Origin of the sequence: Halomonas sp. IOP_6 (assembly GCF_021151565.1) — a bacterium.
GTDB lineage: Bacteria > Pseudomonadota > Gammaproteobacteria > Pseudomonadales > Halomonadaceae > Vreelandella > Vreelandella alkaliphila.
On record NZ_JAIRBO010000012.1, the window covers coordinates 19,223 to 42,783 of the forward strand.

A 23,561-nucleotide genomic window follows, 5' to 3' on the forward strand; every position below is an offset into this window, starting at 1 on the left:
TGTGAGACTCAGCTTACTGCCCCGGCGATGCCGGGGCAATTACCTAGGATAAGTGAGCAGTTAATAACGCTCTGGAGAGGCGAGATCGCCGCGCAACGAGTTGGGCAGCGCTTCGGTAATCTCCACGTCTACAAAGTAGCCGATCAGTTCTGTTGGGTTGGCTGCCCGGAAGTTAACCACGCGGTTATTTTCGGTGCGCCCAGAGAGCTGGCCCGGGTCTCGCGGTGAGAAACCGGATACCAGAACTCGCTGGGTCGTGCCCACCATGCGTCGGCTGATCTGCGCTGCCTGCTGTAGAATTCGCTCCTGCAAAATGGCGAGACGCTGTTTTTTGACACTTTCCGGCGTTTCGTCCGGCAGGCCGGAGGCTGGTGTGCCCGGGCGTGCCGAGTAAACAAAGCTAAATGAGTGATCAAAGCCGATGCGATGAATCAGGTCCATCGTTGCTTCGAAATCCTCTTCGGTTTCGCCAGGGAAGCCGATGATAAAGTCAGAAGAGAAGCTAATATCCGGGCGGTTGGCGCGAATACGCTCCATCTTCTCGATGTACTCTTCTGCGGTATGGCCGCGCTTCATCGCACTTAAGATACGGTCAGAACCTGACTGTACCGGTAAATGTAGGTGACTCACCAGTTCCGGGATGTCGGCAAACGCATCTACCAGGCTATCCGTAAATTCCACCGGGTGAGAGGTCGTAAAGCGCACGCGATCAATGCCATCTACTGCAGCGACGCAGGCGATTAGCTCGGCAAGGTCGATCTCGTCGCCCTCGTCATTTTCACCGCGATAAGCGTTCACGTTCTGGCCAAGCAGGTTAATTTCTCGCACCCCTTGATCGGCTAAGTGAATGACTTCATCAATAACCGATTCAAAGGGGCGAGAGACTTCCTCACCGCGGGTATAAGGCACGACACAGAATGTGCAGTATTTCGAGCAGCCTTCCATGACAGAAACAAAAGCGGTTGCGCCATCAGATTTTGGCTGCGGCAGGTGATCAAACTTTTCAATTTCTGGAAAAGTGACATCGACCGCAGCAATCTGATTGTTATTGCGCGCGTCCAGCATTTTTGGCACGCGGTGAAGCGTTTGTGGGCCAAAAATCATATCGACAAAAGGCGCGCGCTTACGCAGCGCTTCACCTTCTTGGCTTGCCACACAGCCGCCGACACCAATCACGAGGTCTGGATTGGCGTCTTTTAGCTTTTTCCAGCGACCCAATTGATGAAACACCTTGTCCTGCGCTTTTTCGCGAATAGAGCAGGTGTTCAACAAGATAACGTCAGCTTCTTTTTCGTTATCGGTCAATTCCAGCTGGTGAGATTCGCCGAGCAGATCTGCCATCCGCGAGGAGTCGTACTCGTTCATTTGGCAGCCGTGCGTTTTGATAAAGAGCTTCTTCGCCATCGGTACCTGTCATCTATGAGTCGTCGGGGGACGAGGGATGAATGAAAACATGAATGCAATCGTAATGGGCAGTGTAACGTACAGCCATTGAATGGCGTCATTATACGGACACAAGAAACCCGGGGCTAGCCGTTCACCTATAATCGATACTTGACCCGAGCGTTTCTATCAGTATACTACGCACCGTGTTTGAGCAGTTCCTCGATAGCTCAGTTGGTAGAGCAAATGACTGTTAATCATTGGGTCGCAGGTTCGAGTCCTGCTCGAGGAGCCAACATACTGAAGTAAGTTATATAAATGCTTTCAGTGGCTTCGCTCAAAACACAGCAGCAAAATGTAATGTTCCTCGATAGCTCAGTTGGTAGAGCAAATGACTGTTAATCATTGGGTCGCAGGTTCGAGTCCTGCTCGAGGAGCCAAATTGCTGTTCTGCTTTAATTACCGCCTACGGTAAATGTTCCCCGATAGCTCAGTTGGTAGAGCAAATGACTGTTAATCATTGGGTCGCAGGTTCGAGTCCTGCTCGGGGAGCCACTCTGTTTTTTATCTTCCAGCTTTGCTTTTCTCGTAAGCATTACCTGCGTTGCCGCCAGCTTATATCGAGCGATTGACATCTCAATGCTTTATTTATGATAACACTCAGTGCCCTCTGGCATTTGGGTGATTTTTTGTGCCTCTCGGTTGGCGGACGTATAGACTGTTTTGGATACTCATTATTTGGGAAGGTGCTCGTGGGAAAAGCTGTCGGTTTGCATGCGCTACAGGTATTTAAGTGTCTAAGTGACGAAACGCGGTTAATGCTGGTGCTCTTGATCGCCAAAGAGCAATCGTTGTGTGTGTGCGAAATGACCTATGCGCTAGAGGAGTCGCAGCCTAAAGTATCGCGTCATTTAGCCCAGTTGCGTCAGTGTGGATTGCTAATCGATCAGAGGGAGGGGCAGTGGGTATACTATTGCTTGTCGCCTGATCTGCCAGACTGGGTGCGGGCTACTATTGACGCTGGCGCCGAAGGTAGCGCAGTACGTCTCCAGGCGCTAGTCCTGCGGCTAGCGAAAATGGGCGACCGACCGGCACGGCGGGCAGCACTATGCTAATAACTAGCCAATAAAAAAACGCCGACCTTTGCTTTAGGTCGGCGTTCGTTAGTTAGCGCTTAGTAATTCGTTTAACGCTTAGCCATGCGTTGTGCGCCCTGAAGATGGGCGTAGTCGAGTAAGATTTCGGCGGCTTCTAGTACATGGGCGCGATCAACCGGCATGTCTTTATCCTTATCCTCCTCGTTAGCAGCGTCTGCTTCGCTACCTTCGGACTGCGAATTATCGCTGCGCGCATCCATCCACTCATCCAGCTCTGGCAGGTTTAAAGCGCGACGGCGTTGGTTTTCAAGTGAAAGCTGTTCAGCTTCTTGCGCTTCTAGCTCTCGTTGGCGCTGTTCGCGGTTCAGGCTGACGCTGGTGTGCTGTTCGCGTAGCTGGCGAGCCAATGTGGACTGGCGCTCTAGATAGCGGAAGTTAGGATTCTCGTTGGCACGTTCTTGGTGTTGAGAAGTCAGTGCGGCGAGGGTGTTTTCTGGGTCGCCATAGCGGCGGTATTGAACGTTCTGCACGGTATCCCAAGCAAGAGCATTATCTAGACTGCTTTCACCAATGCGTTCTGGGTCAATCAGGCTGGGGAATATAATGTCGGGTTCAACACCGCGGTTTTGGGTGCTATCACCTGAAATACGGTAAAACTTGGCACGGGTAAGCTTGATTTGACCATGGCTAAGATCATTGAGCGTTTGTACGGTGCCTTTGCCAAAGGTGGGGGCGCCTACCACAATGCCGCGGCCATAATCTTGAATAGCGCCAGCAAAAATCTCCGATGCTGACGCGGAAAGACGGTTAACCAGTACGGTTAGTGGCCCGTCGTAAGTCGTGCCTGCGTCGGTGTCGCCGTAGAGCTGAATGCGACCTTGGGCATCACGAACCTGTACGGTTGGGCCTCGGTCAATAAACAGGCCTATCAAGGAGTTGGCTTCTTGAAGTGCGCCACCGCCATTATTGCGAAGATCTAGGACAATACCTTCAATGCCTTCTTTCTTGAGGCTTTCAATTTCTCGAGCGACGTCGCGGGTGGTGCTGCGATACTCATCCTCACCGGCTTGCCAGGCATCGAAGTCGACGTAGAACGTCGGAATGTTAATCACGCCAATGCGATGAGGTTTGCCGTCTCGCTCAATGTTTATCACTTCGCTATGCGCTGCCTGATCTTCCAGGCTGACGGTGTCGCGAGTAATTTCAACAATTTGTGAGCGGGTCATGTCCACTGCTTGGGCAGGCACCACGTCCAGACGTACAACGGAGCCTTTAGGACCGCGAATCAGGTCGACGACGTTGTCCAGGCGCATGCCTACCACATTGACCATGTCGCCTTCTTCTTGGCCCACGGCAATAATTCGGTCGGCGGGTTCAAGCACGCCCGCTCGGTCGGCAGGGCCACCGGGAACCAGGCTGGAGACCTTAACGTATTCGCCATCAGCTTGAAGTAGTGCGCCGATACCCTCAAGTGAAAGGCTCATTTGAATATCAAACGATTCGCTTTGACGAGGGGAGAGGTAACTGGTGTGAGGGTCGATAGTGCTGGAGGCTGCCGCCATGATTAACCCAAAGACGTCTTCAGACTCTGACTGACGCAAGCGGGATAGTTGCCCTTCATAGCGCTGGCGCAGATTGTTTTCTATCTGCTCGTCATCTTGGTCGGTTAGAGCAAGCGTCAGTGCATCGTTTTTGAGCCGTTTGCGCCATAGTTCGTCTAATTCACTTTCGCGGGTTGCCCATGGGGCATCTTTGCGATCAACCTCTAAGCGCTCGTCGCTATCGAATTCGAATGAAAGCCCTTCATCAAGACGTTCTAGCAACCACTCTAGGCGAGCGGTGTGGCGTTCGCTGAGGCGATTATAAAGTGCAAATGCATCGTCAAGGTCACCGTCGAAAAGTGCTTCTGCCATGTCGCGCTCTAAGTGGCGATAAGGCTCTATATCGCGGCTCAATAGGTAGGAGCGCTGGCCGTCCAGAATGTCTAGATAGCGTTGGAAAGCTTCCGCTGACCACTGCTCGTCGAAGTTAATATCGGCATAATGCCCATAGCGAAGTGAATCCGCTATTTCCTCTGCCGCTTGGCGTTGTTCGTCGGTCGGCTCAAGTTGCGCCAGCGCTGCTGGGCTGGCAATGACCAGCATCACAGCAAGGGCGACCGAGCGCGAAAACGTTGCAAACAAGCTCATCAGTCAAGCTCTCCCGGATTTGTGTACACTTATTCTTCCCTAGACCCGCAGATAGCCTATGAGTTGCGTAGGCCGAGGGAGCATTGTAGCAGGTCATTTAGCCTGTGATACTCAATCATTACTGTTATGAGGATTTCTATGTCCGAAGCTTTCAACGCGGACCGTGTAACGCGGCTATGTGATTTTCTGCATCAATCGCCTACGCCCTGGCATGCGACTCGCTGTATGGCGGAGCGTTTGGAGCAGGCGGGCTTTGTGCGTCTTGAGGAGACGGCTAACTGGCAGCTTGAGCCGGGCAAGCGCTATTACGTGACGCGCAATGATTCGTCAGTGATTGCATTTCAGCTGCCTGCTGAGAAGTTAACCAGCCTACGCATGTTGGGTGCGCACACGGACAGCCCGGGGCTGCGTTTGAAACCCAATGCCACCCAGTATGCCGCGGGATGGATGCAGTTGGGGGTGCAAGTATATGGTGGTGTGTTGTTAGCCCCGTGGTTTGATCGCGACTTGGGGTTGGCAGGGCGTGTGCATGTACGTCACGCCGATGGTCATTTAGAAAGTGTGCTGCTAAATGTGGACCGGCCGATTGCCATGGTGCCTAGTTTGGCGATTCATTTAGACCGCGATGTAAACGCTGGGCGTGTTATTAACCCACAAACGCAAATGTCGCCTGTTGTGATGCAGAGTGATAGCGCGCAGCTTAGCGACTTATTGGCTGATTGGTTGGAAGAGCAGCATGGCCTGCGCGCTGTGGAAGTCGTTGACTTTGAGTTAGGGTTTTATGACGTACAACCGCCATCGTTGGTAGGGTTGCGTCAGGAGTTGGTCGCCAGTGCGCGGCTAGATAACTTACTGTCGTGTTTTGTGGGGCTCGAGGCGATGCTGGCGTGTGATGCTAGCCAGGGGGCCTTATTGGTTGCTAATGACCATGAAGAGGTGGGTAGTGCCAGTGCATGCGGTGCTCAGGGGCCTTTCTTAGGTGATGTGCTGAAGCGTTTAAATGCCCAGGTAGGTGGTGCGACTGAAGAGTCGCTGATTCAGCTGATTCAGTCATCGCTTATGATTTCATGCGATAACGCTCATGCTTTACACCCGAATTTCCAAGACAAGCACGATGAACGTCATGGCCCTGCAATTAATGGTGGCCCAGTTATTAAGGTAAATGCTAATCAGCGTTATGCCACTAACAGTGTAACGGGGGCGCTGTTTCGGGATGTGTGTCGTGAGGCAGATGTGCCCGTACAGTCGTTTGTTACTCGTTCAGATATGGGTTGCGGTAGCACTATCGGGCCGATTACGGCTACTGAGGTGGGCGTGCCGACGATTGATGTAGGGCTTCCTCAGTGGGCAATGCATTCAGTTCGCGAAACAGCAGGTACCCGAGATGTTGATTATTTGACCCAGGCGTTGACGGTGTTTTTGAATCGTTCTGATTTGTGCTGAGTACATTGCTGATCAATAATGAAAAAAGCCCGCTGACTGAGTCAGCGGGCTTTCAATATTCGTGTGGTGGCTACGCCCTGATTTGAACAGGGGACCCCATCATTATGAGTGATGTGCTCTAACCAGCTGAGCTACGTAGCCATTCAACGGGGGCGAATATTACTCAGTAGTCCGTCGTTCGTCAAGTGTTTCTTTTTTTGTTTATCAAGCGGCAGCTGATCAGACGTTAAAACGGAAATGAATAACATCGCCATCTTTAACGATGTAATCCTTACCTTCTAAGCGCCATTTGCCAGCATCTTTAGCCCCTTGCTCGCCATTGAGAGCGACAAAGTCTTCGTAAGCAACCACTTCCGCGCGGATAAAACCTTTCTGGAAATCGGTGTGAATCACGCCAGCGGCTTCTGGGGCGCTAGCGCCTTCTTTCACTGTCCAGGCGCGGACTTCTTTAACGCCAGCGGTGAAATATGTTTGTAGGCCAAGCAGGGCATAGCCTGCGCGAATGACGCGATCAAGCCCTGGCTCTTCCATGCCCATTTCTGATAGGAACATACTGCGCTCTTCGTCATCCAGCTCGGCAATCTCAGCTTCTAACTGGTTACATACCGGCACCACTGCAGCGCCTTCTTCTGCCGCAATCTCATTAACGATATCCAGGTAGGGATTGTTCTCGAAGCCATCCTCGTTAACGTTGGCAATGTACATGGTGGGCTTGAGCGTTAAGAAACCGAAGCTCTTAATCTGGCGCTTCTCATCTTCATCAAGACCAAAGCTACGCAGCGGCATACCTTCAGCGAGATGTGGCTGAATGCGGTCAAGAATGGCCTTGGTGGCAGTGGCATCTTTGTCGCCGCCTTTCACTGCACGAACGAGGCGTTGGCTGGCTTTTTCGACGGTATCCAGGTCGGCAAGTGCCAGTTCCAAGTTGATGGTTTCAATATCTGCCCGTGGGTCCACTTGGTTGGCAACGTGGATTACGTTGTCATTATCAAAGCAGCGTACGACATGGGCGATCGCCTGGGTTTCGCGAATATTGGCCAAGAACTTGTTGCCCAAGCCTTCGCCTTTGGATGCCCCGGCGACTAAGCCTGCGATATCGACAAATTCCATTGTTGTCGGCAGCACTTTTTGTGGCTTGACGATCTCCGCAAGCTTATCAAGTCGCGGGTCAGGCATTGGTACGATGCCTACGTTCGGCTCAATGGTGCAGAATGGGAAGTTTTCTGCATCAATACCTGATTTGGTCAGCGCATTAAAAAGCGTGGATTTGCCTACATTAGGTAGGCCGACGATACCGCAGTTAAAGCCCATAAATTACTTCCTGGCCGCTAGGGCAGCGCAACAAGGGAAGCGTCTGCCAATATTGAAAAAAGGGCGTGCTAGAACGCCTGATTATAAAGGTGCTTATTAAGTGTGCTGCTATTTTACGCTATGAAGGCGGTTCATGGCTTTAGCCCAGTCGCCAGAGAGTGCAAGTGGTAGCGTAGCTAGGCACTCATCCAAAGCGCTTTCAATGGCTTCCCGTTCGGCTTTGCCGGGTCGGCCTAGCACATAGTTAACGACCTGACGTGCTTCTCCTGGGTGGCCAATGCCAATTCTTACCCGATGAAACTGCTTCTGGTTGCCTAAGGCGCTAATAATGTCTCGCAAGCCGTTATGACCGCCATGGCCACCGCCGGTCTTATAGCGTGCCTGTCCTGGCGGAAGGTCTAGCTCATCATGAGCAACCAGTAAATTGTCAGGCGTTAGTTTGAAAAACTGTGCAAGCGCTGCGACGGCAGCACCGCTACGATTCATAAAAGTAGTGGGGTTGAGAAGGTGCAGTTCATGGTCGCCAACACGTGCTTTGGCGTACAGGCCCAAAAATTTCTTTTCCGGGCGAAGCTCTGTGTGCGCACTGCGTGCAATGGCGTCTACCAGCCAAAAGCCCGCATTATGGCGAGTTGCATCGTAATCTGCACCGGGGTTTCCCAGGCCAATAATGGCCGTTACCTGGCTCATTGTCCCACCTCATAAAAATTTCTAGACGAAATTTTCGACGTCATGTCAGGCCGCAAAAAAAAATCAAGCGCCGAAGCGCTTGATTTTATCATTCCTGAGCCATGCAGGCATGACCCAGGTGGCACTGAAAAGCATCAGTTGGCAGCGCCGAGAGCTAGCGCTTTACTCAGCGCTGGACTCTTCTTCGCCTTCACCTTCGCTCTCTTCATCATCACCGCCACGTACTTTTACTTTGGTGATGCTTAGAACGGCGTTGTCATGCTCTTCACCGTGAGACAGGTCAACAGACGTAACGCCTGCAGGCAAGGTCAGGTCAGACAGGTGAAGGGTGGTGCCCAGCTCGACGTTGCTGATGTCAACTTCCAGGAAGTCCGGAAGATCTTTCGGCAAGCAGCTAATGGCTACTTCATTGGCCAGGACGTGCAGTTCGCCGCCTTGATCTTTGATGCCGACACACTTCTCTTCGCCAACGACGTGCAGCGGCACGTTCATGGTGATTTCGTGAGTAGCGTCAACACGCAGGAAGTCAGCGTGGGTTAACAGCGGCTTGAATGGGTGACGCTGTAGGTCACGAACAACCACTTGCTCTTCAGTACCGTCGATGACCAGTTTGATCACCGAAGAGAAGAAGGACTCGTCTTCAATCGCTTTGTAGAAAGCAGTTTTTTCTACAGAGATAGACTGAGCGCCTTTTTCACCGCCATAAACAACGGCCGGTACTTGTTGGTTCGCACGACGCAGGCGGCGGCTCGCACCTTTCCCCAGGTCGTTACGAACGCTGGCTTTCAGGATAAAATCAGACATTTAATTTGCCTCTTGGTTTAAGTAAGGAAACGCCGCCGACCGCGACCAGACGACGACGCTTCCAGGGCCCCAATAGGGGGCTACTGCGTCAGGCGATTAGTGGAACATCGCGCTAACGGATTCTTCGTTGCTGACTCGACGGATGGCTTCCGCGATGAGTCCGGCAACGCTCAGCTGGCGAATTTTTCCGCTGCGACGGGCAGTGTCGGAAAGCGGAATGGTGTCGGTCACGACAACCTCGTCCAGCACCGAGTTGGTAATATTGTCGACGGCAGGGCCAGACAATATCGGGTGTGTTGCATAAGCGACAACGCGTGCTGCGCCGTGATCTTTTAGCGCTTCGCCAGCTTTGCAGAGCGTGCCAGCGGTATCAATCATGTCATCGACAACCACACAGGTGCGGCCTTCGATTTCACCGATGATGTGCATTACCTGGGCCTGATTGGCCTGGGGGCGACGCTTATCAATAATGGCAAGATCCGCGTTCAGCTGTTTGGCGATAGCGCGAGCGCGCACAACGCCACCGACATCGGGAGAAACCACAACGAGATCGTCGTAGTTCTGGCGCTCGATGTCGTCCAGCAAAATGGGCGAGCCGTAAACGTTGTCAACCGGTACGTCGAAGAAACCTTGAATTTGGTCAGCGTGCAGATCCATCGTCATAACGCGATCAACGCCAGCTTTTACCATCATATCAGCAACAACTTTTGCTGAGATGGGAACGCGAGCTGAACGGACGCGACGATCCTGGCGTGCATAGCCAAAATAGGGAACGACTGCCGTAATACGGGCAGCTGAGGCGCGACGCAGGGCGTCCACCATCAAAATCAGTTCCATCAGGTTATCGTTCGTGGGGGCACAGGTGGATTGCAGGATGAACACATCCTTACCACGCACGTTCTCATTGATCTCGACCGCGATTTCGCCGTCGCTAAATTGACCGACCGTAGCATTACCCATACGGCTGTCTAAGCTCTCGGCAATCTTTTGAGCGAGTTCGGGATTGGCATTCCCGGTGAAAACCATCAATTTTGACACGCGCAGCCACCTTTGCAGTGTTGGGGATCAGGGGAGAAAACGCAGATCATAATTAGGTTGGCTGGGGTACCAGGATTCGAACCTGGGAATGCCGATACCAAAAACCGGTGCCTTACCACTTGGCGATACCCCAGCAATAAACCTAATGCGATGACCGGGCGCTTTCAGCGGCCCAGAGCATCTTGTAGGGGAGAGGTGTTGAGTCCGCGCGCTACCCATGAATGCCAATATTGACCTGCCATATGTGCGACGGCTTGCGCGGCTTGCTGTGAATCGAAAGCCGCAAACAAGCAGGCGCCGGTACCGGTCAACCGACTAGGTGCATGCTGCGTGAGCCAGTCTAATGCTTCCGCAATTGGCGGATAGCGTTTTTTGACGATAGCTTCGCAGTCGTTACGCCACTCCGGCGCTCCCCCCTGCAGTGCGCGCGCCATAGTAATGGGGAGGCTGTCGCGTGTCAATTCCGGGTCTTGGAAGATTGCTGGTGTTGAGACGCTAACGCCTGGATGGATGACCACGAACCAGGGCGTATCTAGCGTGACAGACGTAAGCTTTTCGCCAACGCCTTCCGCCCAAGCGCTGTGACCGTGAACGAATACCGGGACATCGGCACCTAGTGCCAACCCTAGTTTTGCAAGCGCTTCTCTACTTAGTCCTAGTTGCCATAGGTGATTCAACCCGACCAGGGTGGTCGCTGCATTAGAGCTTCCACCGCCAAGACCGCCTCCCATCGGCAGATTTTTTTCGATGGCAACTGAGACGCCTTGCTGAATGCCGCTTGCCTGTTGCAACAATTGTGCTGCACGTACAATTAAATTGTCGTTATGGGCAACGCCACTAAGAGTGTTGGAAAGCGTAATGGCGCTGTCAGTGCGTGGCGTGAAGGTAAGGTAATCACACAAATCGATAAACTGAAAAAGCGTTTGCAGCTCGTGATAGCCGTCTTGACGACGGCCTACGATATGCAACATGCGGTTTAGCTTAGCGGGAGCAGGCAGTGTCAACGCCGAGGGTGTTGCAGGCATGTGATCTCTCTACTGATCTAGGAGTCCGAGTTAGTGGATTGCCACTGATTGACCACCAGGGTGATGCGCAGGTCGCCGTAGTTCATCACTAGCCGACGAGGTAGCCACATGCCCTCTACTTGCTCCCAATCGCGGTAGTCGATCTCCCAACCATCTTGCTGTAAGTGATTAGGGAAGCCGAGTTCGTCTGATTCCAACTGGTAGCTGGCGTGCTCGCCCGGTAGGCCTCGTACCCAGTTAGGCATGGCGCGAACCGGCAATGACCAGCCAAGTTGCTCTTCCATTAATGCTTCCGGTGTTTCGGCTTCAAAGCGACCATCGCTAGTGGTTAGCGAAAAGCGCCCTTCGCGACCTTCTAGCACACTGCGTCCGCCGCCAAAGGGGCCACTGATTAGCATGCGGAAATAGTGGGGGTGTTGATTCCAGTCTAGGTTGGCGCTGGTATTTTCCTGGGGGGTGCGCAGCCCTGCTTTGCCCACGAGTGTCCAGGTATCGAAGGCTTCAACGTCGGCTTGCTGGCGCTCCCATTGTCCAGCCTGACGTCCGCCATCGTCTACAGGCGCTTGGGTGGCGCATCCGGCCAGCGTTAACAGGGCTATACCGGCCAGTAACAAGCGAATTGAGCGCCTGCAGATTGATAAACGGCTCGCGGGCAGGGAATTGGTCAACATAAACTGGCTCCAGGTCAGTACTGCGTAAACTGTCTTTTATAAGGGCGTGCTTTTATAAGGGCATGCCGTATTAGGGCGTGCTTAACGGTGTTAGTTCAGGATGGCGCTCAAGTAAGTCATCAATTTGCGGGTGATAGCTTGCCCGTTGAAGAATGCGCTCAATAAGCTGGCGTGCTTCTTCACTGCGCCCTAGGGCATGAAGAACTTCGGCCAAATGAGCGGCAATTTCTTGATCAGGCACTTGTGCGTAGGCGCTCTCTAACCACGCAAGTGCATTGTCAGGCTGGCCGAGCCGGAAATAGACCCAGCCCATGCTGTCGAGTATTGCAGGGTTGTTGGGATCTGCTTCATAGGCACGCTCAATCAAATCACGTGCTTCTTCAAGACGACCCTGGAGGTTCAGGTCGGCAAGCGTGTAGCCTAATGCGTTTAATGCATCTGCATTATCAGGTTCGGTATGCAGTATTTGGCGCAGATCGCGCTCCATCGCTTCAATATCGCCCGTTTCCCACGCGCGCATTGCCCTTAAATAAAGCAGGCTGGTGTCATCTGGCGTACGAGCCAGCTCTCTATCAAGTAGTGCCATGGCATCTTCTTGCAGATTAAATTCATCCAGTAGCTGTATTTCTAGCATTACCAGCTCGCCGAAGTAGTCGTCATGGCGCATTCGCTCAACACGCAGCATAGCGCGAGCATCTAGCAGGCGATCATTTTCAATCAGCATACGTGCAGCGGCGGCTCGGGCCGGAAGAAACTCGTTGCCGTCTTGTACTTGCCGATAATAAAGCAGCGCGTTATCGACTTCTCCTTGGGATTGGGCAATGGCCCCCAATAAGAAGTAGGCAGTGTTAGGTACGCGTTCCTGACCAATCAGAGGTTGCAGTAATCGATACGCTGGCTCGCTATGGCCTTCTTCCAAATAGAGTTGGGCGAGAGCAATACGTAATTCTTCGTTACCACCATGCGTTTCTAACAACGTAGTGGTGTGTGCTTCCGCAGCGGTAATGTTGTTCAGGCGAATTTCAGCTTGGGCTAACATTAATATAAAACGGACATCATCGGGCGCTAAATCTAGCCCCCTTTGAGCGGCGTTCTGAGCACCACGATGATCTCCAGTCTCTAATGCTAGGCGCGCCTTAGCAAGCCACAAAGCGGCAGATTCAGGTGACAGCTGCGTTACTTGATCCAGATGCTGTTGCGCTTGACGTGTTTGCCCTAGTGCTGACTCGATCAGTGCGGCGCCAAGTAAAACATCGCTATGGAATTCATTTTTCTGAGCGCCAGGCTGGGCAAGATAATCGCGCAATGGTTGGATTAATAGGCTCAGTGGCGCCTCTTCGGCCACAGCCGCCTCAGAAAAAGCGGCTATTTCGCCATTGCCCCCTGCTTCGGTGATCGCCAGACGCTGCTCTAAGCTGTCCAGCCAGTCTCCGCGTTGCAATGAGAGGGTTGCCAGCAATCTGTTCGGCAGCTCTGCTTGAGGGGCTAATTCACGCCAACGTATCGCGGAGGCTTCCATTAATGCGACATCATTGCCAAAGCGTGCTGCAAAGGTGGCGCGCTCGGCTAACGCAGGGTTGCGATAGCGCCGGGACGCTTCCAGGTAGCCTTGGCTGGCGTAGCGATAATCGCCCCGTTGGCCAGCAATTTCTGCTGCTAGCAACGAGCGAAGACCCTCAGCATCCAACCCGCGAGTAATGGGCGGTGCTGATTGCATGGGATCATAAGCATCATTTTGAACCCCGTTCTCAAAGGAAGACGGGGAAAGCTGGCAGCCGCCCAGTAGTAGCGTTGCGGCCAAGGGCAGTAAGGGTAAACCCAGTAACGATAGGGGGTGACCCAGTAGTGTCGCGCGAAGGGGCATGCGTCTCTCGATCAGGTGGCCGAGTGCTCAGCATAGCGGCTTGGTTGCCTGCGGCAAAGTGGTGTGCGCCAGAACATGCTGTGCTGTGATAGAATATTACACCTTGAAAACGGGGTGAGGTGGTGCAATCCATGGTGTCTACTCATAGTATCTACTTATAGTTCATAGTATCTACTCATAGTTCATCGTATCTACCCACTCTTTAGACTTGCTATAGCAAGCTCCAGACATTCAGATCGACAAGTGACGTGACGACCGATCCACTAGCGAAGACGCATAACGCATGACGCTTCTTGCCCTGGGAATAAATCATCGTACCGCCAGCGTGGCCGTACGTGAGCAGGTTGCATTTACGCCAACGCAGCTGGAAAGCGCGTTGACGGAACTGCGTAACCTGCCACAAATCAGCGAAGCGGCTGTGCTTTCGACGTGTAACCGTACCGAGCTTTATTGCGTGACGGATGCCGCCGGTGAGCATGCCGTGCTGGATTGGCTTGGGCGTTTTCATAATTTGCGCGTCGAAGAGCTTTCCCGCTGTGCTTATCATTATCTTGACAACGATGCTGCGCGTCATCTGATGCGTGTCGCCGTTGGCCTGGACTCTATGGTGCTGGGCGAACCACAAATACTCGGTCAGTTAAAAGATGCTTATCAGCAGGCCCGCCAAGCCAATGGGTTGGGGGGTGAATTGGAGCGGTTATTCCAACACACCTTCGCGGTAGCCAAACAAGTGCGCACGGAAACGGGCATTGGCAAAAATCCAGTGTCGGTCGCGTATGCTGCTGTCAGTATGGCTAGCCGTATTTTTGATGATTTTAGCCGTGCCAGAGCGCTTTTGATCGGGGCGGGAGAAACCATTGAACTGGTAGCGCGTCATCTTCATGAAGCCGGTGTGCGGCATCTCACGGTAGCCAATCGTACCCGGGAACGCGCTGAGCAAGTGTCTGCTCCTCTGGGTGGTTCTGCTATTACACTGCCAGAAATACCGGAGGCGTTAGAGCAGGCTGATATCGTCATATCCTCCACGGCTTCTCCGCTGCCGATCCTAGGGAAGGGAATGGTAGAGCGTGCGCTGAAAAAGCGCCGCCATCGACCGGTGTTTATGGTGGATATCGCGGTGCCCCGTGATATCGAGCCAGAAGTGGGTGAGCTTGCAGATGTCTTCCTTTATACCGTTGATGATTTGCAAGAGGTCATTGAAGAGAATCGCCGCCACCGTCAAGTTGCCGCTGATCAGGCTGAATCACTCATCGAGCACGGGGTGGGTAGTTGGCAGCATGAGCGTCGAATCCGCAATGGCGGCGAAATTATTCGCGACTATCGACGTCACGGAGAGGCCATTCGAGATCATTCTCGTGAGCAAGCTCTTGAGCGATTAGCCAAGGGTGAAGATCCTGCCAAGGTGATTGAACGTCTAGCTCACCAATTGGCGAATCGGTTAATGCACCAGCCCACGCTTGCCTTGCGCGACGCTGCATCCCAAGAAAATAACGAGTTGCTGAATGCCGCGCCCAATATACTACTGCCTGCTAAGCCTGCCTTTGAGCAACCAGTGGCCGCGGTAAAATGCCAGAAGGATGATACACCCGCATGAAAGAGACTTTGCGCCAACGTCTAGATAGCTTTTCCGACCGTTTTGAAGAGCTGGCAATGCTGCTGTCTGACCCTGAAGTGATTAATAATCAGCAGCGTTTTCGCGACTACTCCCGTGAGTACGCGGAATTAGAAGAGCTGGTCGCCGCCTGGCAGCGCTACGGCGAGGTAGAAAAAAGCATCGAAGAAGCCGTGCAGTTAAGTCGCGACAGCGACCCCGATATGCGCGAGCTGGCGGAAATGGAAATCAGTGAGGGGCGTGAGAAACTTGAAGCCCTGGATAGTGAGCTGAAACGCCTGCTGGTGCCTAAAGATCCCGATGATGGTCGCGGTGTTTTCTTGGAAGTGCGTGCTGGTACGGGCGGCGATGAAGCCGCTATTTTTGCGGGTGATCTGTTTCGCATGTACTCACGTTATGCGGAAAAACGTGGCTGGCGCGTTGAAGTTGTCAGTGCAAGTCACGGCGAGCAGGGCGGTTACAAAGAAGTTATTTCTCGCGTGAAAGGCGATGGTGTCTATGCGCGCTTGAAATTTGAATCTGGCGCGCACCGCGTACAGCGCGTGCCCGCGACGGAATCGCAAGGCCGGATACATACGTCCGCCTGCACGGTGGCGGTCATGCCTGAAGTGGACGACGTGGGCGATATCGATATTAATCCCTCTGATTTACGCGTTGATACCTATCGCTCCAGTGGCGCGGGTGGTCAGCACGTCAACACCACAGATTCCGCTATTCGTATTACTCACCTACCTACAGGCGTCGTGGTGGAGTGCCAGGAAGAGCGCAGTCAGCATAAAAACCGTGCAAAGGCGATGTCGTTGCTGGCAGCCAAGCTCAAACGCAATGCGGTTGACTCGCAGCGCCAAGAGCAAGCAGACGCTCGCCGCTCATTGGTCGGTTCAGGGGATCGTAGTGAACGAATCCGGACTTACAATTTTCCCCAGGGTCGGATTACCGACCACCGTATTAACCTGACACTCTACAAACTAACGGAAGTCATTACGGGTGAGCAGCTTGATGATGTCATTGAACCGCTCATTCACGAATATCAAGCAGAGCAGCTTTCGGCCCTTCAGGACGCCTAATGAGCTTTGATGTTATGACTTTCGATGCTCTTTTACGACGAGCGGCGACTCGGCTGCAAACGGTAGGTTCGCCTTCCCCTAGAATTGATGCCGAGGTACTGCTCAGCCACGCAACAGGGCATGACCGTACTTGGCTGTATACCTGGGGAGATTGTGAGTGCCCCCTTTGGGAGCAAGCACGATTTGATGCGTTGGTGGCGGCACGTGCCCAGGGAATGCCAATTGCCTATCTGACCGGTGAACGAGAATTTTGGGGGCTGCGGCTGGCAACATCGCCAGAAACGCTGATTCCACGCCCTGATACCGAAACCCTGGTTGAGGCTGTCCTAATGCGTGCCAAGGCGAGGGCGGGGAGGTTGCTGGATCTTGGCTCTGGCACTGGCGCTATTGCACTTGCGTTTGCCAGCGAGAAACCTAACTGGCAAGTAATAGGGGCGGATATTCGCCCAGAAGCAGTGGCGCTCGCAACGCGAAATGCACAAGCGCTGAAGATCGATAATGCTCGGTTCGTAATTAGCGATTGGTTTAGCGCGTTCGCTCAGCCCCCTCAAGCGGTTGCATTCGATATTATTGTTAGTAACCCGCCCTATATAGCTGCCGACGACCCACATTTGCGGCTGGGTGATGTGCGTTTTGAGCCATTATCGGCACTAGTGGCTGATGCTGACGGGATGGCGGATTTGCTGCATTTGATTAGCACTGCTTGTGGCTACCTTTCCGATGGCGGCTGGCTTGCCCTAGAGCATGGTTATACGCAAGCGACCAACGTACGCACTGCGTTAGTGCGTGCTGGCTTCCAAAACGTTGAAAGTGTGCAAGACGTTGGAGGTCATGAACGGGTTACCCTGGGGCACCTTTAATAACTGCCTGATTCATCAGTATTGGATCCTGCCATGAAACCAAAAAATAGAACGCTGGACCGGATCGATCTTAAAATTCTGCGCTGTCTGCAGGAAAATGCGCGAATTTCCTATGTCGACCTTGCCGCTGAAGTCGGCTTATCCACAACCCCGTGTTTAGAGCGTGTTAAGCGCCTTGAGCGTGCGGGTATCATTCGCGGCTATCAAGCTATTCTTGATCCGCAGGCACTGAAAGCGAATTTGTTGGTCTTTGTGGAGATTAGCCTGGAAACTCAATCCCCTGCTGTGTTTGATGAGTTTCGTCGGGCGGTCGAGAAACTGCCGCAAATCCAGGAGTGTCACTTGGTGTCTGGCCAGTTTGATTATATTTTAAAATGCCGAATTCCTGAGATGTCCGCTTACCGGCAACTGCTAGGCGATGTCGTACTGACACTGCCTGGAGTAAAAGAGTCCAAAAGCTATGTGGTAATGGAAGAAGTGAAAGAGAGCTTCAACTTACACATACCCGATTTCGAGGAATTTGAGGATAAGTAATCCCATGATGGATGATCAGGCGCTGCTGCGCTATAGCCGCCAAATTATGCTACCCGAGGTTGATATTGAGGGGCAGGAGCGCTTGAGAAATGCTCATGCTCTGATTGTCGGTGCAGGTGGGCTTGGGTCTCCCGTGGCGCTTTACTTAGCGGCCGCTGGCGTGGGCAAAATCACTATTGCCGACGCTGACACGGTAGAGTTGTCAAACCTGCAGCGCCAGATTGCTCACCAGCAGGCGAATATCGGCACCAACAAGGCACGTTCAGCAAAAGCGAGCATGCAGGCACTTAACCCTGAGTGCCATGTAATCGCCTTGGAGCAACATGCAGATGGCAAGGCGCTTGAGGCACTGGTAGCGTCGGTAGATGTGGTGCTAGATTGCACCGATCGTTTTTCAAGCCGTTATGCGATTAACGCTGCTGCTCAGCAGGCAGGTGTGCCACTTGTCTCAGGAGCGGCAATTCGTTTTTCTGGGCAGTTAGCCGTCTTTGATCCTCGCAACCCTGCATGCCCCTGTTATGCGTGCCTGTATCCTCCTGGCGATAGTGAAGATGAAGCCTTGAGTTGTGCAGAAAGCGGTGTCATGGCGCCACTGGTTGGGTTGATTGGCTGTTTTCAAGCGATAGAAGCTTTTAAGCTGTTGAGCGGTGCAGGAAAGCCGCATCAAGGACTCGCCACTTTTGAGGGTTTGAGCGGGCAGTGGCGTCATTTTCAGGTGCCGCGTGATCCTGCTTGCTCAGTGTGTGGGCACACTGATTAACCCTACGAGCAAAAAAACGCCCGCAGGGCAGCGGGCGTGACGTCACGGTCTTTTACGTCAAAGGAAACAGCCTAAAGGGCGGCAGGGGGGGCCACCCCTCAGGCTAGCTAATGTCGATCAGATTAGTGGCGAATCAAATAGTCAAACGCACCCAGTGATGCTTTTGCACCTTCACCCATGGCGATAATAATTTGCTTGTATGGCACGGTAGTCACGTCGCCTGCGGCAAATACGCCTGGAACCGACGTCATGCCATGGGCATCGACAATGATTTCGCCGCGTGGCGTCATTTCAATCGGTGAGCCTTTCAGCCATTCGGTATTAGGCACTAAGCCAATTTGAACAAAGATGCCTTCTAGTGCGATGGTTTTCAGCTCATCGATATTGCGATCTTTATAGGCTAAGCCGTTAACCCGGCTTCCGTCGCCTGTCACTTCCGTGGTTTCAGCGTTTAAAATAATGTCGACGTTAGGCAGGCTCTTAAGCTTTTTCTGTAGTACGGCGTCTGCACGCATCTCACCCATAAACTCGACTAGGGTGACGTGGCCTACAATACCGGCCAGATCGATAGCGGCCTCAACGCCAGAGTTGCCGCCGCCAATCACTGCTACGCGCTTGCCTTTAAATAGCGGGCCATCGCAGTGGGGGCAGTAAGCAACGCCTTTGTTGCGGTACTGTTGTTCACCTGGCACATTCATCTCGCGCCAACGCGCACCGGTTGCCAGGACGAGGGTTTTACTCTTCAGCTTAGCGCCCGACTCGAAGGTTATTTCGTGCAAATCACCTTCGTTTTCAGCTGCTTTAAACGACGTGGCGCGCTGAAGGTTCATAACGTCAACGTCATACTCTTTAACATGCTCTTCCAGAGCGCTAACCAGTTTAGGGCCTTCGGTATGGCTGACGGAGATGAAGTTTTCAATGCCCATGGTGTCTGCCACCTGTCCACCGAAACGCTCAGCAGCAACGCCTGTGTTGATCCCTTTACGGGCAGAGTAGATTGCTGCTGAGGCACCTGCAGGGCCACCACCAATTACCAGCGTATCAAAGGCGGCTTTTTCGCTAAGTTTTTTCGCTTCTCGTTCGGCAGCACCTGTATCAACCTTGGCTAGAATCTGCTCTAAGGTCATACGTCCCTGGTCAAACGGTTTACCGTTTAAATAGATGCTGGGAACCGACATGATTTCCCGAGCTTCGACTTCATCTTGGAACAGTGCGCCATCAATGGCTACGTGGCGAATATTTGGATTGAAAATCGCCATCAAATTGAGCGCTTGAACAACATCTGGGCAGTTTTGACAGGAGAGCGAGTAGTACGTCTCGAACAGCATTTCGCCGTCAAGCGCCTTGATTTGATTTAGCAGTTCTTCGGACGTTTTTGGGGGATGCCCACCCACTTGTAGCAGTGCCAGCACCAGCGAGGTGAACTCGTGCCCCATCGGGATGCCAGCAAATACCACTCCGGTTTCTTCGCCTGGGCGGTTAATGGCAAATGACGGCGTGCGATTATCTTGACCGTCAGTTTGTAGTGTAATCTTGTCGCATAGGCCGCTGATGTCTTCGAGCAAACCTAGCAATTCACGTGACTTGGCACCGTCATCGAGGGACGCAACGATCTCGAACGGTTGAGTCACTTTTTCTAAATAAGCTTTCAACTGATTTTTTAAATTGGCGTCCAGCATGACAGTGGCTTCCTCGCAGTCAGCAGTAATGAGTTCTCAACCTAAAACGCTCGCTGCTGTTGAAAGACCGCAGCATGAGTAAGAGCGATAGGGAAAACGATGGTTGCGTTAACACGGGTACTCAAAAACGGGTACTTAAAAACAGGACACCCGGGGTGTGCCCGGGTGTCGTGCTGCCTTAAGGGGCAACCCTGAACGGCAGCGGTAGGCCGTTTAGATTTTGCCTACGAGATCCAGAGACGGGGCAAGTGTCTCTTCGCCTTCTTTCCATTTAGCCGGGCATACTTCATTTGGGTTCTCGCGAACGTACTGGGCAGCCTTCACTTTGCGCAGTAGCTCTTCAGCGTTACGGCCGATGTTGCCAGCGTTGATTTCGACGATCTGAATTTTGCCGTCGGGATCAACAACGAAGGTGCCACGCTCTGCAAGACCTGCTTCTTCAATCAATACCTCGAAGTTGCGAGAGATCTGTAAGGTCGGATCAGCAATCATCGGGTACTGCAGCTTGCCGATGGTTTCAGAGCTGTCGTGCCAAGCTTTGTGAGTAAAGTGGGTGTCAGTAGACACGCTGTAGATTTCAACACCTAGCTTTTTAAATTCGGCGTAGTTATCGGCCAAGTCGCCCAGCTCTGTCGGGCAGACAAAGGTGAAATCAGCAGGGTAAAAGAAGAAAATAGACCACTTACCTTGCAAGTCTGCTTCAGTCACGTCGATAAATTCGCCGTTCAGGTAGGCAGTCGCTTTAAACGGTTTTACTTCAGTATTGATCAAGGACATTCAGAACGTCTCCAGAATAAGTGAGTGGCAGTGGAAAAAGTTATTGCTCATGGTAACCAACTACGACCAATAGCTAAAATTGTAAAAATGCATCTAAGCAATAGTGTTAGGCTATCAATGTGTGTTTTTCTGAGTTGGCTACCCTACAAGTGGGGTCGCATGAAGCAGAATACAAGAATTTTCCCCATGGGCTTGCGATAGATGTCGCTGCACCGCAAAATTCGCTTATCTGGCACAGTAGCCACAGCTGTTTTTAATGTTTTAGCGTAAGCTTGACGTTTGAATGACTCGGCAGTTAACGAAATATTCTTAGCGATATTGGTTTTAATAAGGAGTAGTGAGATGGGCAATATTCACAAACTTTCAGTGGCCGTTACGGCCCTATCTTTTGCCGTAGCGGCTGCTAATGCCCAAGCGAATGAAGTGCGAGTTTACAACTGGTCCGACTATATCGCCCCTGAAACGCTAGAAAAGTTTACCGAGCGCACCGGTATTGAAGTGACCTATGATGTTTATGACAGCAATGAAATATTAGACGCTGCGCTTTTGTCTGGCCGTTCTGGCTACGATGTCGTGGTTCCTTCTACTTATTATTTTACCCGCCAGGTAAAGGCCGGTGTTTTCCAGCCCCTCAATCATGAGCTATTGCCTAATTTAGATAACCTCAATCCTGAATTGATGGCCAGCCTGGAAGAGATCGATTCGGGTAGCGAATACTCGGTGCCCTATATGTGGGGTACCAACGGCATTGGTTATAATGTTGATCGTGTGACAGACATTTTAGGCGATGACGCGCCAATGAATAGCTGGGCGCTGCTCTTTGACCCTGAAATTACCGCCGCGTTGAGCGAGGCCGGTTGTGGGCTGTCGATGCTGGATTCTGCTGATGAAATGCTGTCTCCCGCCATGGCATATCTAGGGTTTGATCCGCGTAGCGAAAATATCGAAGACCTGGAAGCTGCTGGTGAACTCATTGCCAGTGTTCGCGATGACATGACTTATTTCCACTCTTCTCGTTATGTTTCCGACTTGGCGAATGGTGATGTTTGTGTGGCCGCAGGCTATTCCGGTGATGTTTTCCAGGCGGCTGATCGTGCCGAAGAAGCCGGTCGTGACTTCACTATTGGCTACAGCATTCCTAAAGAGGGGGCCGCGCTGTGGTTTGATATGATGGCAGTGCCTGCTGATGCGCCGAATTCTGAAAATGCCCACGCCTTCATTAACTTTATTCTTGATCCGGAAATCGCCGCTGAAATTACCGAGTACGTGCGTTATGCCAACCCTAATGCGGCGGCTAATGAATATCTCTCTGATGAAATTATCAATGACCCGGCTATTTACCCTGAAGCCGAAGTGATGGAAAACCTCTATTTGCAGGCTGAAAAACCTCAAGACGTTCTGCGCGCACGTACGCGTATCTGGAATCGCGTCAAATCAGGTCGTTAATTTAGTCATCGCCTAACAGCGAGCCAAGCGAATGCTGGGCTCGCTGTTACTTTTTTAACGCCCGGTTTCCGGGCCTTTTGATGGGAGTGGCGAATGGTCACTACGCCCCTGTCGAACGAGCCGTCATCCTCTCCTGCGGTAACCCCTCCCGCCGCTCAGCGCGCTCAGGGAAAAACGCCAAGGTTTGCAGAAGATATTGTGCTTGAGGTAAAGCGCTTAAGTAAGCGCTTCGACGATGCGCTTGCGGTCGATGATGTTAATTTACAGGTAAAGCGCGGCGAAATTTTCGCCTTGCTAGGTGGGTCAGGATCAGGCAAGTCGACGTTGTTGCGTATGTTGGCAGGGTTTGAGACGCCCAGCGAAGGGCGGATTCTGCTTGGCGGCGAAGATATCACCTCTATGCCGCCACATAAGCGTCAAATCAATATGATGTTTCAATCCTACGCGTTATTTCCCCACATGACGGTAGCGCAAAACATCGCTTTTGGGCTCAAGCAGGACAAGCTAGCTAAGGCAGATGTCGATGCGCGTGTCGCACAAATGCTCAAACTAGTGCATATGGAACGTTTTGCTAAGCGTAAACCGCATCAGCTTTCCGGCGGACAGCGCCAGAGGGTAGCGCTTGCCCGTTCACTGGCCAAGCGTCCCAAGCTGCTGTTGCTGGATGAGCCGATGGGGGCGTTGGATAAAAAACTGCGCACTGAAATGCAGCTTGAGGTTGTCGAGATCATTGAGCAGGTAGGAGTGACCTGCATCATGGTGACTCATGATCAAGAAGAAGCCATGACCATGGCCGACCGCGTTGCGATTATGGCCGATGGCTGGATAGAGCAGGTGGGTTCACCGGTCGATATTTATGAAAGTCCAGCCAGCCGAATGGTGGCGGAATTTGTCGGCACAGTGAATCTGTTCGAAGGTGAAATCGTCGAAGACGCTGCGGACCACTGTCGCATTGCATCACCCGCATTATCTCGACCGATTTATATTGATCATGGCATCACGACCCAGGCGGTAGATCGCCGCGTGTGGGCTGCGCTGCGCCCTGAAAAAATCTGGCTAACCCGTGAGCAGCCATCCGCAGAGTACAACTGGGAAGCAGGCAAGGTTGATGATATCGCTTACTTGGGGGGCTACTCGCTTTACTACGTGCGTACTGCCTCTGGGCAAATGATCAAAGTGAGTATGGCCAATACTGAGCGGCGTGGTGATCGCCCAACCTGGGAGGATAGTGTTTATGTCTATTGGGAAGACCATAGCGCTATCGTGCTGAACCGCTAATGCCTCAGTGGCTGACAGGAGATCGTCTATCGT

20 protein-coding genes and 5 tRNA genes are annotated in these 23,561 nt (G+C 52.5%); 12 read left to right on the plus strand and 13 right to left on the minus strand.

Features of this window, described 5'->3' with window-relative positions; translation table 11 throughout:
* Positions 1-60: 60 nt before the first annotated feature.
* Entirely contained in the window at positions 61-1,404 is a 1,344-nt protein-coding gene (miaB, locus tag K7H08_RS16750) for a tRNA (N6-isopentenyl adenosine(37)-C2)-methylthiotransferase MiaB (RefSeq protein WP_038482686.1), read from the minus strand.
* 198 nt (positions 1,405-1,602) lie between these two features.
* On the opposite strand from miaB, the gene K7H08_RS16755 reads away from it, so the two are divergent.
* From K7H08_RS16755 to K7H08_RS16770, 4 genes are all read left to right on the plus strand, one after another.
* Positions 1,603-1,678, plus strand: a tRNA-Asn gene (locus K7H08_RS16755).
* 69 nt (positions 1,679-1,747) lie between these two features.
* A tRNA-Asn gene (locus tag K7H08_RS16760) sits at positions 1,748-1,823 on the plus strand.
* Positions 1,824-1,862: 39 nt separating this feature from the next.
* Positions 1,863-1,938 (plus strand) — tRNA-Asn (locus tag K7H08_RS16765).
* Between the two features lie 197 nt (positions 1,939-2,135).
* Positions 2,136-2,498 (plus strand): metalloregulator ArsR/SmtB family transcription factor, encoded by a 363-nt coding sequence (locus K7H08_RS16770; protein ID WP_231658574.1) that lies wholly within the window; start codon positions 2,136-2,138, stop codon positions 2,496-2,498.
* 71 nt (positions 2,499-2,569) lie between these two features.
* On the opposite strand, the gene K7H08_RS16775 is transcribed toward K7H08_RS16770, so the two are convergent.
* Positions 2,570-4,669 (minus strand): carboxy terminal-processing peptidase, encoded by a 2,100-nt coding sequence (locus tag K7H08_RS16775; RefSeq protein ID WP_198350187.1) that lies wholly within the window; start codon positions 4,667-4,669, stop codon positions 2,570-2,572.
* A 138-nt stretch (positions 4,670-4,807) separates the two neighbouring features.
* Here K7H08_RS16775 and K7H08_RS16780 point away from each other — a divergent pair, with 138 nt between their 5' ends.
* Complete coding sequence (locus tag K7H08_RS16780) at positions 4,808-6,112, plus strand: M18 family aminopeptidase (protein WP_038482696.1); 1,305 nt, start codon at positions 4,808-4,810, stop codon at positions 6,110-6,112.
* A gap of 64 nt (positions 6,113-6,176) precedes the next feature.
* On the opposite strand, the gene K7H08_RS16785 is transcribed toward K7H08_RS16780, so the two are convergent.
* The 9 genes from K7H08_RS16785 to K7H08_RS16825 form a co-directional block, all read right to left on the minus strand.
* Positions 6,177-6,253 (minus strand) — tRNA-Met (locus K7H08_RS16785).
* Positions 6,254-6,331: 78 nt separating this feature from the next.
* The gene (gene ychF / locus K7H08_RS16790; protein WP_038482699.1) at positions 6,332-7,423 is read right to left on the minus strand and encodes a redox-regulated ATPase YchF; all 1,092 of its coding nucleotides are present in this window, start codon (positions 7,421-7,423) and stop codon (positions 6,332-6,334) included.
* A 108-nt stretch (positions 7,424-7,531) separates the two neighbouring features.
* Positions 7,532-8,113 carry an aminoacyl-tRNA hydrolase gene (gene pth / locus K7H08_RS16795; RefSeq protein WP_038482702.1) on the minus strand — a complete coding sequence of 194 codons (582 nt, stop codon included), beginning with the start codon at positions 8,111-8,113 and terminating at the stop codon, positions 7,532-7,534.
* 162 nt (positions 8,114-8,275) lie between these two features.
* Positions 8,276-8,917 (minus strand): 50S ribosomal protein L25/general stress protein Ctc, encoded by a 642-nt coding sequence (locus tag K7H08_RS16800; protein WP_095602305.1) that lies wholly within the window; start codon positions 8,915-8,917, stop codon positions 8,276-8,278.
* A 96-nt stretch (positions 8,918-9,013) separates the two neighbouring features.
* Entirely contained in the window at positions 9,014-9,955 is a 942-nt protein-coding gene (locus K7H08_RS16805) for a ribose-phosphate pyrophosphokinase (RefSeq protein WP_009722639.1), read from the minus strand.
* A gap of 58 nt (positions 9,956-10,013) precedes the next feature.
* Positions 10,014-10,088, minus strand: a tRNA-Gln gene (locus K7H08_RS16810).
* A gap of 31 nt (positions 10,089-10,119) precedes the next feature.
* Entirely contained in the window at positions 10,120-10,980 is an 861-nt protein-coding gene (gene ispE / locus K7H08_RS16815) for a 4-(cytidine 5'-diphospho)-2-C-methyl-D-erythritol kinase (RefSeq protein WP_038482710.1), read from the minus strand.
* Positions 10,981-10,997: 17 nt separating this feature from the next.
* The gene (lolB, locus tag K7H08_RS16820) at positions 10,998-11,651 is read right to left on the minus strand and encodes a lipoprotein insertase outer membrane protein LolB (protein ID WP_231658575.1); all 654 of its coding nucleotides are present in this window, start codon (positions 11,649-11,651) and stop codon (positions 10,998-11,000) included.
* Positions 11,652-11,721: 70 nt separating this feature from the next.
* Complete coding sequence (locus tag K7H08_RS16825) at positions 11,722-13,515, minus strand: tetratricopeptide repeat protein (protein ID WP_038482716.1); 1,794 nt, start codon at positions 13,513-13,515, stop codon at positions 11,722-11,724.
* A 283-nt stretch (positions 13,516-13,798) separates the two neighbouring features.
* Between K7H08_RS16825 and hemA the strand changes: the two genes are divergently transcribed.
* Genes hemA through K7H08_RS16850 form a run of 5 tightly spaced genes read left to right on the plus strand, consistent with a single transcriptional unit; the run spans position 13,799 to position 18,348 of the window.
* Positions 13,799-15,109 (plus strand): glutamyl-tRNA reductase, encoded by a 1,311-nt coding sequence (hemA, locus tag K7H08_RS16830; RefSeq protein WP_231658576.1) that lies wholly within the window; start codon positions 13,799-13,801, stop codon positions 15,107-15,109.
* On the plus strand, positions 15,106-16,194 hold the full coding sequence (gene prfA, locus K7H08_RS16835; protein ID WP_083002389.1) for a peptide chain release factor 1: 1,089 nt from the start codon (positions 15,106-15,108) through the stop codon (positions 16,192-16,194). Before hemA ends, prfA begins: the two co-directional genes overlap by 4 nt.
* Positions 16,195-16,208: 14 nt before the next feature.
* Entirely contained in the window at positions 16,209-17,054 is an 846-nt protein-coding gene (gene prmC, locus K7H08_RS16840; RefSeq protein WP_038486590.1) for a peptide chain release factor N(5)-glutamine methyltransferase, read from the plus strand.
* A 33-nt stretch (positions 17,055-17,087) separates the two neighbouring features.
* On the plus strand, positions 17,088-17,588 hold the full coding sequence (locus K7H08_RS16845; RefSeq protein WP_038482725.1) for an Lrp/AsnC ligand binding domain-containing protein: 501 nt from the start codon (positions 17,088-17,090) through the stop codon (positions 17,586-17,588).
* Positions 17,589-17,592: 4 nt separating this feature from the next.
* Positions 17,593-18,348, plus strand: coding sequence for a HesA/MoeB/ThiF family protein (locus K7H08_RS16850; protein WP_231658577.1), 756 nt, complete (start codon positions 17,593-17,595; stop codon positions 18,346-18,348).
* Between the two features lie 122 nt (positions 18,349-18,470).
* Here K7H08_RS16850 and ahpF read toward each other — a convergent pair whose 3' ends face one another.
* The gene (gene ahpF, locus K7H08_RS16855) at positions 18,471-20,027 is read right to left on the minus strand and encodes an alkyl hydroperoxide reductase subunit F (protein WP_231658578.1); all 1,557 of its coding nucleotides are present in this window, start codon (positions 20,025-20,027) and stop codon (positions 18,471-18,473) included.
* A 213-nt stretch (positions 20,028-20,240) separates the two neighbouring features.
* Complete coding sequence (ahpC, locus tag K7H08_RS16860; RefSeq protein ID WP_038482734.1) at positions 20,241-20,804, minus strand: alkyl hydroperoxide reductase subunit C; 564 nt, start codon at positions 20,802-20,804, stop codon at positions 20,241-20,243.
* Between the two features lie 342 nt (positions 20,805-21,146).
* On the opposite strand from ahpC, the gene K7H08_RS16865 reads away from it, so the two are divergent.
* Both K7H08_RS16865 and K7H08_RS16870 read left to right on the plus strand, forming a co-directional pair.
* The gene (locus K7H08_RS16865; RefSeq protein WP_038482736.1) at positions 21,147-22,250 is read left to right on the plus strand and encodes a polyamine ABC transporter substrate-binding protein; all 1,104 of its coding nucleotides are present in this window, start codon (positions 21,147-21,149) and stop codon (positions 22,248-22,250) included.
* A gap of 93 nt (positions 22,251-22,343) precedes the next feature.
* Positions 22,344-23,528, plus strand: coding sequence for an ABC transporter ATP-binding protein (locus tag K7H08_RS16870; protein ID WP_038482739.1), 1,185 nt, complete (start codon positions 22,344-22,346; stop codon positions 23,526-23,528).
* Positions 23,529-23,561 lie beyond the last annotated feature (33 nt).

Excerpts from the sequence above, each read along its gene's own strand:
- K7H08_RS16870 (WP_038482739.1), top strand. The coding sequence starts at position 22,344 with ATGGTCACTACGCCCCTGTCGAACGAGCCGTCATCCTCTCCTGCGGTA.
- prfA (WP_083002389.1), top strand. The coding sequence starts at position 15,106 with ATGAAAGAGACTTTGCGCCAACGTCTAGATAGCTTTTCCGACCGTTTT.
- miaB (WP_038482686.1), bottom strand. The coding sequence starts at position 1,404 with ATGGCGAAGAAGCTCTTTATCAAAACGCACGGCTGCCAAATGAACGAG.
- K7H08_RS16845 (WP_038482725.1), top strand. The coding sequence starts at position 17,088 with ATGAAACCAAAAAATAGAACGCTGGACCGGATCGATCTTAAAATTCTG.
- ahpC (WP_038482734.1), bottom strand. The coding sequence starts at position 20,804 with ATGTCCTTGATCAATACTGAAGTAAAACCGTTTAAAGCGACTGCCTAC.
- K7H08_RS16850 (WP_231658577.1), top strand. The coding sequence starts at position 17,593 with ATGATGGATGATCAGGCGCTGCTGCGCTATAGCCGCCAAATTATGCTA.
- ychF (WP_038482699.1), bottom strand. The coding sequence starts at position 7,423 with ATGGGCTTTAACTGCGGTATCGTCGGCCTACCTAATGTAGGCAAATCC.
- K7H08_RS16865 (WP_038482736.1), top strand. The coding sequence starts at position 21,147 with ATGGGCAATATTCACAAACTTTCAGTGGCCGTTACGGCCCTATCTTTT.
- prmC (WP_038486590.1), top strand. The coding sequence starts at position 16,209 with ATGACTTTCGATGCTCTTTTACGACGAGCGGCGACTCGGCTGCAAACG.
- K7H08_RS16825 (WP_038482716.1), bottom strand. The coding sequence starts at position 13,515 with ATGCCCCTTCGCGCGACACTACTGGGTCACCCCCTATCGTTACTGGGT.
- hemA (WP_231658576.1), top strand. The coding sequence starts at position 13,799 with ATGACGCTTCTTGCCCTGGGAATAAATCATCGTACCGCCAGCGTGGCC.
- ahpF (WP_231658578.1), bottom strand. The coding sequence starts at position 20,027 with ATGCTGGACGCCAATTTAAAAAATCAGTTGAAAGCTTATTTAGAAAAA.
- lolB (WP_231658575.1), bottom strand. The coding sequence starts at position 11,651 with ATGTTGACCAATTCCCTGCCCGCGAGCCGTTTATCAATCTGCAGGCGC.
- K7H08_RS16775 (WP_198350187.1), bottom strand. The coding sequence starts at position 4,669 with ATGAGCTTGTTTGCAACGTTTTCGCGCTCGGTCGCCCTTGCTGTGATG.
- ispE (WP_038482710.1), bottom strand. The coding sequence starts at position 10,980 with ATGCCTGCAACACCCTCGGCGTTGACACTGCCTGCTCCCGCTAAGCTA.
- K7H08_RS16780 (WP_038482696.1), top strand. The coding sequence starts at position 4,808 with ATGTCCGAAGCTTTCAACGCGGACCGTGTAACGCGGCTATGTGATTTT.
- K7H08_RS16800 (WP_095602305.1), bottom strand. The coding sequence starts at position 8,917 with ATGTCTGATTTTATCCTGAAAGCCAGCGTTCGTAACGACCTGGGGAAA.
- pth (WP_038482702.1), bottom strand. The coding sequence starts at position 8,113 with ATGAGCCAGGTAACGGCCATTATTGGCCTGGGAAACCCCGGTGCAGAT.